Raw genomic sequence first — 14,089 nt, forward strand, 5'->3', positions numbered from 1 at the left:
CTAAAATAGAATCCAAGTGAAATTGATTAAGAATATCAAATTAATTTTTGTGAAGTATCTCTTTTTTCCCTAATTTTGAGCTATGAATCAATAAAATTACACTTTATGAAGGATTTTCTAAAAATCATGCTGGCATCAGCATTGGGATTTGTCATCGCAAACATCATCCTCTCCCTGATTGCCATGATCTTTTTCTTCGGAATGATGGGCTCGCTTGCCGGTTCCTTCACCTCTGAAAAATATGTACTGGAAGAGAATTCCATGCTCAACCTGCAGCTCAACGGTCCAATCAACGAGCGAGTGGCTGAAATGGATCCCTTCACGGAGCTGTTGGCTCCCGAAGGCACCACTGCAATGGGATTGAATGACATTGTGAGTGCCATCCGCAAGGCGAAAAGCAACGACATGATCAAGGGCATCTACATCGATTCACGATCGATGTCTGCCTCCATGGCTACACTGGAAGAAATACGCGACGAACTGATGAGCTTCAAGGAGAGCGGTAAGTTTGTCGTGGCTTATGCTGACACCTACACTCAAAACGGATATTACCTGGCATCCATGGCCGACAAGGTGGCCATCAACCCACAGGGAAACCTCGACCTGCACGGACTGGCTTCCGTCCCGATGTTCTTCAAGGATGCCCTCGACAAGCTGGGCATCGAGATGCAGATCTTCAAGGTAGGCACCTACAAATCGGCTGTCGAACCCTTCACTCAGAACGAGATGAGCGATGCCAACCGGGAGCAGGTCTCCTCCTACCTGAACGATGCCTGGAGCTTCCTCCGCGCCGACATCGCCGAGGCACGCTCCATGACGGCGGATGAAGTGGACGCTCTTGCCAATCAGATGCCTTTGGTGCAACCCACAGAGTTCCTGCTGGAGGCCAACCTGGTTGACACCCTCCTCTACGAGACGGAGATGAAAGAATACCTGCGCACACTGCTCAGTCTGGAAGAGGGCAAGGAGATCCCCTCCGCCACTGTCTCCAACATGAAATCGGTCACCACCAAGACGGTGAAGAAGACCGACAACACCATCGGCATTCTTTATGCCCAGGGCAATATTGTCTCCGGTACAGGAGCGGCCAACATCCAGGACAAGTACATGGTCGATCAGATCGAGAAGCTGCGCAAGGATGAAGACATCAAGGCGGTCGTTTTCCGCATCAACTCGGGTGGCGGCAGCGCCTACGCCTCAGAACAGATATGGAAGGCAATCAGCGACCTGAAAAAAGAGAAACCAGTGGTGGTCTCAATGGGTGATGTGGCTGCATCGGGCGGTTATTACATCGCCTGCAATGCCAACAGCATTGTGGCGCAACCCACCACCCTCACCGGCTCCATCGGCATCTTCGGCATGATCCCCAACATTGAGGGAACTGCAGAAAAGGTGGGCATCTCTACCGACGTGGTGAAAACAAATGAGTTTGGCGATTTCGGCAACATCACCCGTCCTTTCAATGAACAGGAGAAACAGCTGATGCAGAATATGATTGAAAGAGGTTACGACCTTTTCCTCACCCGCTGCGCCGAGGGACGCAACATGCCCAAGGACAGCCTGGCACGCTATGCCGAAGGACGGGTGTGGACCGGCAACCAGGCAAAGGAGATCGGGCTGGTGGATGAACTGGGTGGCATTGAACGGGCCATCGAGATCGCCGCCGAGATGGCCAACCTGGGCAAGAGCTACGTGGTGTTCGAATATCCCAAGATGCGTACCATGATAGAAGAACTGCTGGATCGCTCTACCGAGGACCTGGCCGCACGTACCGTCAAGGAGTACCTGGGTGAGAGCTTCGAATTGTTTATGCTCCTCCGTGACATCCGCGAGCAGGATTACATACAGGCGCGCCTCCCCTACGAACTGAACATCCGCTGACCTGCATGGATATGCCCCCCGTACATACGCGCAAATCATTGCAACCATTGGCTTGGCTGTACGGCGTTGGTGTGAATTTCCGCAACTTTCTCTTCAACAAAAATATCCTCAAAAAAAGAAGCTTCCCCATTCCGGTCATCTGCGTGGGTAACCTCACGGTGGGAGGCACAGGGAAGACGCCTCACATCGAGTATCTGATAAGGCTGCTCGCACCGAAGTACCGCGTGGCGGTGCTCAGCAGGGGATACAAACGAAGCAGCCGCGGCTTCCGCATCGTGGAGAGCAACTCCCGGGTCAGGGAGGTGGGCGACGAACCGCTGCAACTGAAACGCAAGTTCCCCGACACGATGGTGGTGGTGGATGCAAACCGTGTGAAGGCAATCGAGAAGCTCCTCTCCATCGAAAAGGAGGAACGCCCGGAGGTGATCCTTCTCGACGACGGCTTTCAGCACCGCTACGTGCAGCCCTCACTCACCATCCTGCTGGTGGACAGCAACCGGCCGGTGTTCGAGGACAAGCTGCTGCCGGCGGGTTCACTGCGTGAGCCACTGAAAGGGAAAGACCGCGCTTCGATGGTGATCGTCACCAAGTGCAACCCCGACATGCAGCCGATCGACTTCCGCATCTACACCAACGGGCTGAACCTATTCGCCTTTCAGGATCTCTTCTTCACATCGTTCCAGTACGGGGTGGCACGACCGCTGTTCCCCGATCTGCAGGGCGATCAGTATGTGCTGGACGACCTGCGCAAGAAGCATGTCTTCCTGGTGACCGGCATCGCGTCACCGCAACCGCTGGCCGACAAGCTGGAGCACAAGACCTACAACCTTTACACCCGGTTCTTCCCCGACCATCATACCTTCACCGAAGAGGATATCCTTGAGGTACGGGAGCTGGTGGCCTCCGTGGATGTAGATGAGGAGGAGAAGATCATCCTCACCACTGAGAAAGATGCTACCCGTCTGCGGGAGTTGCCCTTCCTGGAGGAGGAGATGAAAAAAATCCTCTACTATCTGCCGATACGGGTATCGTTCGTAGAGGAAAGCGACAAAGAACTATTCAACCAAAAAATACTTGCACATGTTAGAAACCATCAAACAAACAGCCGATTACCTGAAAGGTAGGATCGGCGAAGTACCCAACACCGCAATCATCCTCGGCACCGGCCTCGGGGAGCTGGTACATGAGATCGACGACAAGAATGAGATCCCCTATACCGAGATCCCCAACTTCCCGGTCTCCACCGTGGAGGGGCACAGCGGCAAGCTGATCATCGGCACCCTGGGCGGCAAGAAGGTGCTAGCCATGCAGGGACGCTTCCACTACTACGAAGGATACAACATGAAGGAGGTGACCTTCCCGGTACGCGTCTTCCAGGCGCTCGGCATTGAATACCTCTTCGTCTCGAACGCCGCGGGAGGCATGAACCCCAGCTTCGACATCGGCGACATTATGCTGATCGAAGACCACATCAACATGTTCCCTGAGCACCCGCTGCACGGCAAGAACTTCAACGAGTTGGGCACCCGCTTCCCCGACATGAGCGAAGCCTACAACAAGGAACTGCGCCTGAAAGCAATGGAGATCGCCCGTGAGAAAAACATCAAGCTGCAGCATGGCGTTTACGTGGGTGTTTCCGGTCCCACCTTCGAAACACCGGCAGAGTACAACTGGTTCCGCGTCATCGGCGGCGACGCCGTGGGCATGTCTACCGTGCCGGAGGTGATCGTGGCCAACCACGCCAGGATGAAGGTGCTCGCCTTCTCCATCATCACCGACCTGGGTGTGATCGGTAAGATCGTGGAGGTGTCGCACGAGGATGTACAGGAGGCAGCCAAAATTGCCCAGCCGAAGATGGCTGAGATCATGCGTTCACTCATTCAAACAATCTGATGGGCAGAACAGAGATAGCAACCCTCGGTGAGTTCGGACTGATAGAACGGCTCACCGGGGATATTCTACCACAGCAGCAGAGCACCGTCAAGGGGATCGGCGATGATGCCGCGATCCTCGACTACGCCGGCCGGCGGACGCTGGTCACCACCGACCTGCTGCTGGAGGGAATCCACTTCGACCTGGTCTACGTGCCGCTCAAGCACCTGGGATACAAGGCTGCCGTGGTCAACTTCTCCGACATCTACGCCATGAATGGCAGGCCGGAGCAGCTCACCGTCTCGCTGGGTATCTCCAAACGTTTCTCTGTGGAGGATCTGGAGAGTTTTTACAGCGGTATCAAGCTTGCCTGCGAAGTGTATGGCGTGGACATCGTGGGGGGCGACACCACCTCCTCGCTTACCGGCTTCACCATCAGCATCACCTGCATCGGCAGCGCCGCGGAGGGGCAGACCGCCGGCCGCGACGGCGCGAAAGAGAGCGACCTGATCTATGTCTCGGGCGACCTGGGAGCATCCTACATGGGGCTCCAGCTACTGGAGCGCGAGAAGGCGGCCTGGGATGGATCGGGTGATTTCCGGCCCGACTTCGATGGCAGGGAGTACCTGCTGGAACGTCAGCTGAAGCCGGAAGCAAGAAAAGATGTGGTGGAAGCACTGGCAGCACAGGGCATCCTGCCCACCGCGATGATCGACCTCTCCGACGGCCTTTCCTCCGATCTGCTGCACATATGCAAGCAGAGCAAGGTGGGGTGCCAGCTCTTTGAGGAGCGTCTGCCCATCGACTACCAGACCGCCATGATGGCCGAGACCTTCAACATGAACGTCACCACCGTGGCGCTCAACGGCGGGGAGGACTATGAACTGCTTTTCACTATACCGTTGCATCTGCACGAGAAGATGAAGGAGATCAAGGGAGTGCACCTCGTCGGCCACATCGCAAAGGAGGAGCAGGGCTGCTACCTGGTGACGCGCGACGGCCAGGAGATGCAACTGCGCGCACAGGGCTGGAATCCCATCTCCGGGGAATAAATTTCCATATTTTTTAGGTACTTATTTTGGAAATCCCGAAAATGCGCTTATCTTTGCACTCGCAATTTAAGCAATGTTGGTGCCATAGCTCAGTTGGTAGAGCAAAGGACTGAAAATCCTTGTGTCCCCGGTTCGATTCCTGGTGGCACCACAAAAAAAGGTAAATAGTTGAAAAACTGTTTACCTTTTTTTTATTCTGTTGATTGGTCAGTCAATCACTTCGAAGGTTAATTTTACGTTTACTCGAAATTCCTGAATCTTACCATCGCGTACGGTGGCCGATTGTTCGTTGATGTAAACAGATCGAATTCCTTTCAATGATTCACTTGCTTTAGCAACTGCTTTTTTGGTTGCATCTTCCCAACTCTCGGTTGAAGAAGCAAGAATCTCTACGACTTTTAATACAGACATGATGATAGGTTTTAAGATGGTGAATAAAAAATGAACTTTTAGTTTCTGCTATTTTAGTAACGCAATATCAGGACAATAGTTCAATCAAAAATTCACGAAACAACTCATCTCATTCCGGCATTCCGGTCAACCATCGCAATCCATCACCGAAACCCGGCATCGGGCTTTCCACAATCGCCACTGCGATTGTCTGGAAAAAACGAGGCTAAATACTTTTCAATGTATCGCTCTTTCTCCTTCGACTTGTACTGCTGGATGTAACGGGGATGTTCCAGTACGGTCAACCGACCAAAAAGATTCTCCTGCTCATTCAGCTTCGCGATAAACACGGCATTTTTCTTTCCCAGCACAAACACCTCAGAGGAATCCAATCCCAGGGCAACATGTTGTTTCAGTGAATCGATCATGAACTCCTTCACGGCCTCAAACAGCGCCGGATCATCGTAATAGTTGGCGTTGACCCATTTTCCACCGGTTCTCTGCCGGATAATGGCCAACGGAAAAGGGGAGTTGATGTAGAAATCGCGGTAAAAACGAGCTGCACCCCCATAAGCCTCAATCATGTCATAGACGAAAAGGGAGGATACCTCGTGGGTGTGTGCCGAACGCATGGGAATGCCGCAGACGCTTTCCAGTCGCTTGGTATCGGTGAAGGGGATGCCGGTCACCCCTGCCCCGTGCCTGCCCGGATTGATTCCGATGAGAAACCTTCTTTCCCGGTTATCGTTGTAATACTTGTTGTAGAACGCACGCATCACCTCCATCGTCTCCGGGTTGTCGAGGAACGGGTTGACCACCTTAAATCCTTCCGGCAAATCACCGGTGAAGGAGAGTTGCCGGTTGAACGCAATCACCTTCTCTGCAAATGTCTGTATCATACTATTCTTTTATCATTCATACCGGAAGTATTTCATTCAGAGCCTCTCGGATCCGGGTTATCGACTCCTGTATCCTCCTGATTTTTTTGCATCTGATCTAAACCCATTTTCAGGACGAGACAGGGTTCTCGGTGCCTCTATCCTTATTGTACCCTTATTGCACCCTTATATCCACTCCAATAATTATCGGAGTGGATATAAAGATACAATTACAGTGGAATAAAAAAAAAGAACTCATGAACTTGAGGACCAATTGCAGGAACCCATCGATGATGATCATCGGGGTGAACGATTGAACTTCCTGTGCACTTCATCAAGTTATCAGAACATGCTTTGCAAAGTCTTACGGTTTTGGATGGTAATCTCCCGGCGATCGACGCTGATGATTCCCTCATCGGCCATCTCCATCATCACCTTCACAAGTGCGGGACGGGAGACACTGAAGAGACGGGCCATCTCCTCTTTCGAGCTTTTCAGAAGGAACCGGCTCTCACCGGCGGACTCCTTCAGCAGGTAGTAGGCCAGCTTTGCACGGATGGTGCGCAGCGACACCAGACGCAATTTCTCCGACAGAAAGGAGACCTTGTTGGAGATATAGGACAGGAAAGCCATCATGAACTCCTCATACTTGCGCATCAGGAAATAGACATTCTCCCGGGGAATCACCACCAGCACGCAGGGCTGGCTGCATATGGCCGAAACGGGCGAACGGTTGTCGTTAGAGAAGAGGAATCCGGTGGCCATGGGGTTGGGCGCCCTGAGCTGCTCCACCTTCATGAAGTCTCCCTTCTCATCTGCCATCTCGGTCACAATCTCCCCCTTCACCAGGATGTAGAGCGATTCGTAGCGCGACCCCTGCGTCACCACCACATCCCCCTTCTCATACCTTCTCACTGAGTAATGCAGATCCTGCAGGAAATCCTCCCTTTGCGATTCCGGCACGGAGCTGCAAAGGGGGCACTGAAAGATGGCACGGGAGTGGTCCGTGGAAGGTATCATGGGATGCATAGGCTCAACCTGTTTGTGCGATCATTGCTGATGGGGCTGCTCTGTCGTTTACTGTGAAAAGGGAAGGTGAACAGCTTAACCGAACTAAAAATAGGCATTTTTTTACAAACGTCATAATTATTACACTTTTTTTAGCTTTTAACTCCTTTCTTTGTTAAGGTGAATTATCAAAACTGCACGCACCATGGATAAACTGCGAAACCTTTGGAATGAGATCAGGCCCCGCGGTGGCTGGAAATATCCGGCCATTATCATCAGCGGTGCTTTCGTGGGTCTGTTTATCTATACCTTCTTTACTGCCCGCGCCCACAGCTACCTCTCAAACGACCCGGCCACCTGTGTGAACTGCCACATCATGGGTCCCTACTATGCCACCTGGATGCACAGCTCCCACGGTAGGAACACCACTTGCAACGATTGCCATGTGCCACAGGACAGCAAGATCAGGGGATATTACTTCAAGGCGGTAGACGGGTTACGTCACTCGGCAGTCTTCACCATCCGAGGGGAAGATCAGGCACTGCAGGCAATCCCCGCCAGCTCGGAGGTGATCATGGAGAACTGTGTCAGGTGCCACACACAGCTCAACAGTGAGTTCATCCGCACCGGCCGCATGGGCTTCAAAGAGATGAAAGAGATGGGCGGACATGCCTGCTGGGACTGTCACCGCGACGTACCACACACCCGCAGCCGATCACTCTCCTCAACACCCAACGCACGCATCCCCATGCCGGAGACGCATGTTCCGGAGTGGCTGCAGAACTTGATGAACGAAGAGCAAGAATGACCATACATTGATCTAAAAAAACAAGCAAAAATAAAAGCTGAATGCTGATAGCCGATGCAACAAAACAAAAACAATAGCACTATGAACAGGAACAGAAATCAAACAGGGATGAAACCCTGGGTAGGATGGCTCCTCTTTTTCGTTACGATGGGCGTGGTATTTCTGCTGGGGATGCTGGCAGCATCGATCACACAACGCAGGGCCGAGATTGCCAGCGTGATGAACAACAGGAAGATCGAGATCACCGGCATCGAATCGAGGAATGAGATCTTCGCGGAGAACTATCCCCGTGAGTACGAAACCTGGACACAAACAGCCGACACCACCTTCCAGAGTGAGTTCAACGGCAGCAGCATGGTGGATGTACTGGAGGAACGTCCCGAGATGGTGATCCTCTGGGCCGGATATGCCTTCTCGAAAGATTACAGCACACCGCGCGGTCACATGCATGCCATCGAGGATATCCGTCATACCCTCCGCACCGGTTCACCGATGGGTCCTGATGAGGGACCGCAGCCGGCCACCTGCTGGACCTGCAAGAGTCCCGACGTGCCCCGTCTGATGGATTCCGTGGGCATCGCCGAGTTCTACAACAAGCCTTGGTCGCACTGGGGCCACGAGATCGTCAACCCGATAGGCTGTGCCGACTGCCACGAGGCGGAGACCATGAACCTCAGGGTGAGTCGCCCTGCCCTGATCGAAGGATTTGAGGCGATGGGCAAGAACGTGCAGGATGCCACCCACCAGGAGATGCGCACGCTCGCTTGTGCACAATGCCATGTGGAGTACTACTTCACACCGGAGGGTAAATACCTAACCTTCCCCTGGCACAACGGCACCACCATGGAGGGTGCGGAGCAGTACTACGACGAGATCGGCTTTGCCGACTATACCCACGCCCTGAGCAAGGCCCCCATCATCAAGGCGCAGCATCCCGACTACGAGATCTACAGCACCGGTATCCACGCCCAGCGCGGTGTCTCCTGTGCCGACTGCCACATGCCCTATGTATCTGAAGGAGGTGTCAAGTACAGCAGCCACCACAAGAGAAGTCCCCTGGCCAGCATGAACAATACCTGCCAGGTGTGCCACCGCGAAACCGAGGAGGATCTCCGCAACAATGTTTACGAGAGACAGCGCAGCGCCGACCAGATCCGCAACCTGGTGGAAAAGGAACTGGCAACAGCCCATCTCGAGGCACAGTTCGCCTGGGAGAAGGGAGCCACAGAAGCACAGATGAAGGAGGCGTTGCAACTGATCCGCCAGTCGCAGTGGCGCTGGGATTATGCGGTAGCCTCACACGGCGGATCATTCCACTCGCCTGTGGAGTTCCAGCGGATCCTCTCCCTGAGCCTCGACCGCGCCCATAAGGCCCGCTTCGAGATTGCGAAGGTGCTCGCGCTGAACGGCTTCACCGGCAATGTACCGCTACCCGACATCTCCACCAAGGAAAAGGCACAGAGTTACATAGGCCTCGACATCGCGAAAGAGAAAAGCAACAAGCAGCGGTTCCTTGAGGAGCAGGTTCCGGCATGGCTGGAGAGCGCCCGTGCAAACAACAGGCTTGTTAGTCTGAAATAAACCACAATAGCGGATCAAGAGGATGAAGAACAGCTCCCGACATATCTGGGAACAACCCTGGAGCTACAGGGAGGGCATTCTAATCGCTGCAGGCATCGGACTTTCGGGTCTGATCCTGCAGCTGACCCTGGGCAACATACGCCCCACACTCTTTGCCGCACCCCTCAACCTGATCATTGGAGCCCTGTTCATGACAGGGCTTCTTGCTGTGCATCTGCTCGCCCGCAAGCGACCACTGGGGCGCTGGCTCACGAGCGTCGCTGCTACCCTCCCGGCATTGGCATTATTCTTGTTGCTCAGCATATTCCTTGGGGTTATTCCACAATTCCCGTCCGGGAGCGAGACAGCCTTGCCCGACAATCTCTTCACTTCGCTGGGATGGTATCGGATGACCACCTCCTGGCCATTTGTCCTGATTTGCTTCTACCTCCTGCTAATCCTGGGACTCACCACGTTGCGCCGCACGACACGTAAACAGGAATGGCGTGACATCGGATTCTACCTCAACCACTTGGGTCTCTTCATTGCCCTGCTGGGGGGAGTGCTGGGCAGTGCCGACATGGAGCGGCTCACCATGCGCGTGCAGGAGGGGCAAGTGGAGTGGCGGGGCACTACTGCCACCGGTGCGTTAAAAGAACTTCCACTGGCCATCCAGCTCGACAGCTTCCTGCTGGAGGAGTATCCGCCCAAGCTGGTGGTGATTGAGCATGAGAGTGGCCGGATGCTTCCCACCGAACGACCGGAAAGCTATATGTTTGAAGGAGTTGGAAAAACAACAGACCTGGCAGGCTATACAGTCGAAATCCTGGAGTACCTGCCCCATGCCGCCATCTTCAGCAACGACAGCATCACCCGGGTGGTGCCGATGCTGATGGAGGGAGCCACCGCTGCCCTGCGGGTGAGGGTGACCCCGGAAGGAGGAGCTGCACCGAAAGAGGGATGGGTCAGCAATGGCAGCTACCTTTACCCTCACAGCCTGCTTCGCATCGACGAGACCCGCAGCCTCGCCATGCCCCTGCAGGAGGTAAAACGCTACACCTCACACGTGACCCTCTACACAGAGGAGGGGCATACCCGCAAGAGCCTGATAGAAGTGAACCATCCGGTGATGATGGAGGAGTGGATGATCTACCAGTACAGTTACGACGACACCAAGGGGAAATATTCCGACACCTCGGTCTTCGAGCTGGTACGCGACCCCTGGCTGAAAGTTGTTTACACCGGCATCTTCATGTTGCTGGCAGGGGCACTCTTCCTCTTTTTTGCAGGACCTAAAAAAAGCAGATCATGAGCTGGGATCAATTTATCTATTTCGCAATGGGCGCCCTGTTGTTGTGGGGCACAGGTGCGGCACTCGCATACGGACCAAAACGTAAGATCATATCGACACTCTTTACACTGGGGGGAGTGATGCTCTTTTTCGCGTTTATAGCGGGGTTGTGGGTTTCACTGGAACGCCCCCCGCTGCGCACCATGGGGGAGACGCGCCTCTGGTACTCCTTCTTCCTGCCGGTGGCGGGATTGCTCACCTATCTGCGCTGGAACTATCGCTGGATCCTCTCCTTTACCACCATCCTCTCGGCGGTCTTCATCATGGTCAACCTGCTCAACCCCGACATCCACAACAAGGTGCTGATGCCGGCTTTGCAGAGCCCCTGGTTTGCTCCCCACGTGATCATCTACATGTTCTCCTACGCCATCCTGGGAGCTGTGACCCTCATCGCCATCTATTACCTGATACGGGGGGAACGAATCAAAGAACCTGCACGCATCATGGAGATGACAGACAACCTGGTCTATGCCGGCACCGCTTGTATCACCCTTGGCATGCTGATGGGTGCCATCTGGGCCAAGGAGGCATGGGGACACTACTGGAGCTGGGACCCCAAGGAGACCTGGGCCGCCGTCACATGGATCGGCTATCTGATCTACATCCACTACCGGGTGAAACGCACTTCATCCAACAAAACCGCCATGGTGATCTTGATCATTGCCTTCGTGATGCTCCAGATCTGTTGGTACGGTGTCAACTACCTCCCCTCCGCAAAGCAGAGCATCCACACCTACTCCTCCTAAGCAAAAGGGAAAAGACTCCTCCCTCTGTGACAGATACTCATCTCTCCCGATGCCGAAACCAACAGACCAGTAAAGAATTGAGCGATTTAACCAAACGGCACTGATTTGGCAGGATTCCGATCCATTTATTCAAAAGAATCCAAACTGTATGTTCTTTTGAAAGTTTTTATGTCGTTTTTCGACCTTTATGTTAATTTTTTGACCCTAATGTGACATTTTTATCATTTTTATTTTGTGATTAAAACATTTTGTCTAAATTTGCATCGGAATACAATTCAAATTAATATAACAACTGGTTATCAGACCGCGATTCACAATCAATTCGTGTAGTATGTCAACATTACGATTTAAAGCAGTAGAGGAAGCCTCAAAAAGAGCACCCGTGGAAGTAGCCTCTCCCGGACAGTTACCATCGGAGTATTATGGCAAGTATGTCTTCAACCGGACACAGATGTCGAAGTATCTCTCAAAGGAGACGATGAAGATCGTGCTGGAAGCCATTGACCAGGGTACCACCCTGCACCGTGAAATAGCCGATCATGTGGCGGCCGGGATGAAGATGTGGGCCATCGAGATGGGTGCAACCCACTATACCCACTGGTTTCAGCCCCTCACCGAAGGGACTGCCGAGAAGCATGACTCCTTTATCGATTACGTGAACGGACCGGACGGGGGGATCATCGAGCGTTTCGCCGGCAAGCTACTGGCACAGCAGGAACCGGATGCTTCCAGCTTTCCCAGCGGCGGCATCCGCAATACCTTCGAAGCGAGGGGATACACCGCATGGGACCCCTCTTCCCCCGCTTTCATCATTGATGACACCCTCTGCATCCCCACGGTTTTCATCTCCTACACCGGGGAGGCTCTCGACTACAAGACACCGCTCTTGAAAGCCCTCTCGGCAGTAGACAAGGCTGCCACGTCAGTCTGCCAGCTCTTCCACCCCGAGGTGAAGAAGGTATACTCCTACCTCGGCTGGGAACAGGAATATTTCCTGGTGGACCAGGCACTCTACAATGCCCGTCCCGACCTGAGCCTCACCGAGCGAACGCTGATGGGACACGAGAGTGCCAAGAACCAGCAGCTGGAGGACCACTACTTCGGTGCTGTTCCACCCCGTGTGGCTGCCTTCATGAAAGAGGTAGAACATGAGGCCTACAAGTATGGCATCCCCCTCAAGACCCGTCACAACGAAGTGGCTCCCAACCAGTTCGAGCTGGCACCCATCTTCGGGGAGACCAACCTTGCTGTGGATCAGAACCTTTTGGTGATGTCGCTGATGCACCGCATCGCTGCCAAGCACCATTTCAAGCTGCTGCTGCATGAGAAGCCCTTTGCAGGTGTGAACGGATCGGGCAAGCACAACAACTGGTCGCTCGGCACCGACACCGGCATCGGTCTCTTCACTCCCGGCAAGAGCGCCAACGAGAACCTGCTCTTTGTCACCTTCCTGGTGAACACGCTGATGGCGGTCTACAAACACAACGCACTGCTGAAGGCATCCATCATGTCGGCCAACAATGCCCACCGGCTGGGTGCAAACGAAGCTCCCCCGGCCATCATCTCCGTCTTCCTCGGCAAACAGATCTCAGCCGTGCTGGACAAGATAGAAGAGAGCTCAGAAGATGATGACATCACCGTAGATGAACTGAAAAAGATGAAACTGGGCATCGCCCACATCCCTGAGGTATTGATCGACAACACCGACCGCAACCGCACCTCTCCCTTTGCCTTTACCGGCAACCGTTTCGAGTTCAGGGCGGTGGGATCGTCGGCCAACTGCTCCTCCGCCATGTTCGCCCTCAATGTGACGGTAGCCGCACAGCTCACCGATTTCAGGGAGGAGGTGGAGCAGAAGATGAAAAAGGGAATGAAGAAGGAACAGGCCATCTTCGACACCCTGCGACTCTACATCAAGGAATCCAAGCCAATCCGCTTTGAGGGAAACGGCTACAGCGACGAGTGGAAAGAGGAGGCAGGTCGCAGGGGACTCGACTGCGAGACCAGCGTACCGGTGATCTACGATGCCTACACCTCCCCACAGTCGGTCGAGATGTTCAAACGAATCGGGGTGCTCAATGAGAAGGAGCTGCATGCCCGCAACGAGGTAAAATGGGAGACCTACACCAAGAAGATCCAGATCGAAGCTCGTGTGCTGGGGGATCTCTGCATGAACCACATCATTCCGGTGGCCACGGAGTACCAGTCGATGTTGCTTGACAACCTCTTCAAGATGCGGGCGGTGTTCGACAAGGAAAAAGCGGACTACCTTTCCAGGGAAGATGCGGCGTTGATCGAGGAGATAGCGGCCCATATCTCCGCCATCAAAACCAATGTAGATGACATGGTCGATGCCCGCAAGGCGGCCAATAAGCTGGAAGACGCCCGCGAGAAGGCTGTGGCCTACCACGACACCGTCTTCACATACTTCGACACCATCCGCTATCACGTGGACAAGCTGGAGCTGATTGTGGACAATCAGATGTGGACCCTGCCCAAATACAGGGAGCTGCTATTCATCAGCTGAGAGAAATTCTCTATAA

The 14,089-nt window shown here is 53.8% G+C and carries 12 protein-coding genes and 1 tRNA gene; 10 read left to right on the top strand and 3 right to left on the bottom strand.

Annotation, left to right across the window (positions count from 1 at the left end):
* Positions 1–105: 105 nt before the first annotated feature.
* The 5 genes from sppA (at position 106) to JS578_04925 (ending at position 4,956) form a co-directional block, all read left to right on the top strand.
* Positions 106–1,881 (top strand): signal peptide peptidase SppA, encoded by a 1,776-nt coding sequence (sppA, locus tag JS578_04905; protein QRX64586.1) that lies wholly within the window; start codon positions 106–108, stop codon positions 1,879–1,881.
* A 5-nt stretch (positions 1,882–1,886) separates the two neighbouring features.
* The gene (gene lpxK, locus JS578_04910; protein ID QRX64587.1) at positions 1,887–3,005 is read left to right on the top strand and encodes a tetraacyldisaccharide 4'-kinase; all 1,119 of its coding nucleotides are present in this window, start codon (positions 1,887–1,889) and stop codon (positions 3,003–3,005) included.
* A complete protein-coding gene (locus JS578_04915; protein ID QRX64588.1) occupies positions 2,962–3,774 on the top strand; it encodes a purine-nucleoside phosphorylase in 813 nt (270 codons plus the stop codon). Before lpxK ends, JS578_04915 begins: the two co-directional genes overlap by 44 nt.
* Entirely contained in the window at positions 3,774–4,805 is a 1,032-nt protein-coding gene (gene thiL / locus JS578_04920; GenBank protein QRX64589.1) for a thiamine-phosphate kinase, read from the top strand. The genes JS578_04915 and thiL overlap by 1 nt, the downstream gene beginning before the upstream one ends.
* A gap of 78 nt (positions 4,806–4,883) precedes the next feature.
* Positions 4,884–4,956: transfer RNA gene (locus JS578_04925), tRNA-Phe, on the top strand.
* A gap of 56 nt (positions 4,957–5,012) precedes the next feature.
* Here JS578_04925 and JS578_04930 read toward each other — a convergent pair.
* The 3 genes from JS578_04930 to JS578_04940 all read right to left on the bottom strand — a co-directional run bounded on the left by JS578_04930 (position 5,013) and on the right by JS578_04940 (position 7,102).
* Positions 5,013–5,216 (bottom strand): dodecin domain-containing protein, encoded by a 204-nt coding sequence (locus JS578_04930; protein ID QRX64590.1) that lies wholly within the window; start codon positions 5,214–5,216, stop codon positions 5,013–5,015.
* A 143-nt stretch (positions 5,217–5,359) separates the two neighbouring features.
* Entirely contained in the window at positions 5,360–6,094 is a 735-nt protein-coding gene (locus tag JS578_04935) for an SMUG2 DNA glycosylase family protein (GenBank protein QRX64591.1), read from the bottom strand.
* A gap of 321 nt (positions 6,095–6,415) precedes the next feature.
* Complete coding sequence (locus JS578_04940; GenBank protein ID QRX64592.1) at positions 6,416–7,102, bottom strand: Crp/Fnr family transcriptional regulator; 687 nt, start codon at positions 7,100–7,102, stop codon at positions 6,416–6,418.
* A 184-nt stretch (positions 7,103–7,286) separates the two neighbouring features.
* On the opposite strand from JS578_04940, the gene nrfH reads away from it, so the two are divergent.
* The 5 genes from nrfH to JS578_04965 all read left to right on the top strand — a co-directional run bounded on the left by nrfH (position 7,287) and on the right by JS578_04965 (position 14,073).
* Positions 7,287–7,889, top strand: coding sequence for a cytochrome c nitrite reductase small subunit (gene nrfH, locus JS578_04945; protein ID QRX64593.1), 603 nt, complete (start codon positions 7,287–7,289; stop codon positions 7,887–7,889).
* Positions 7,890–7,997: 108 nt separating this feature from the next.
* Complete coding sequence (gene nrfA / locus JS578_04950) at positions 7,998–9,470, top strand: ammonia-forming cytochrome c nitrite reductase (protein QRX64923.1); 1,473 nt, start codon at positions 7,998–8,000, stop codon at positions 9,468–9,470.
* 22 nt (positions 9,471–9,492) lie between these two features.
* Positions 9,493–10,761: a cytochrome c biogenesis protein ResB gene (locus JS578_04955; protein ID QRX64594.1), complete on the top strand. Its 1,269-nt coding sequence runs from the start codon at positions 9,493–9,495 to the stop codon at positions 10,759–10,761.
* Complete coding sequence (gene ccsA, locus JS578_04960; GenBank protein QRX64595.1) at positions 10,758–11,546, top strand: cytochrome c biogenesis protein CcsA; 789 nt, start codon at positions 10,758–10,760, stop codon at positions 11,544–11,546. Before JS578_04955 ends, ccsA begins: the two co-directional genes overlap by 4 nt.
* A gap of 331 nt (positions 11,547–11,877) precedes the next feature.
* On the top strand, positions 11,878–14,073 hold the full coding sequence (locus JS578_04965; GenBank protein ID QRX64596.1) for a glutamine synthetase III: 2,196 nt from the start codon (positions 11,878–11,880) through the stop codon (positions 14,071–14,073).
* The last annotated feature ends 16 nt before the right edge of the window (positions 14,074–14,089 follow it).

The sequence above is a fragment of the Dysgonomonadaceae bacterium zrk40 genome (assembly GCA_016916535.1).
GTDB lineage: Bacteria > Bacteroidota > Bacteroidia > Bacteroidales > Dysgonomonadaceae > Proteiniphilum.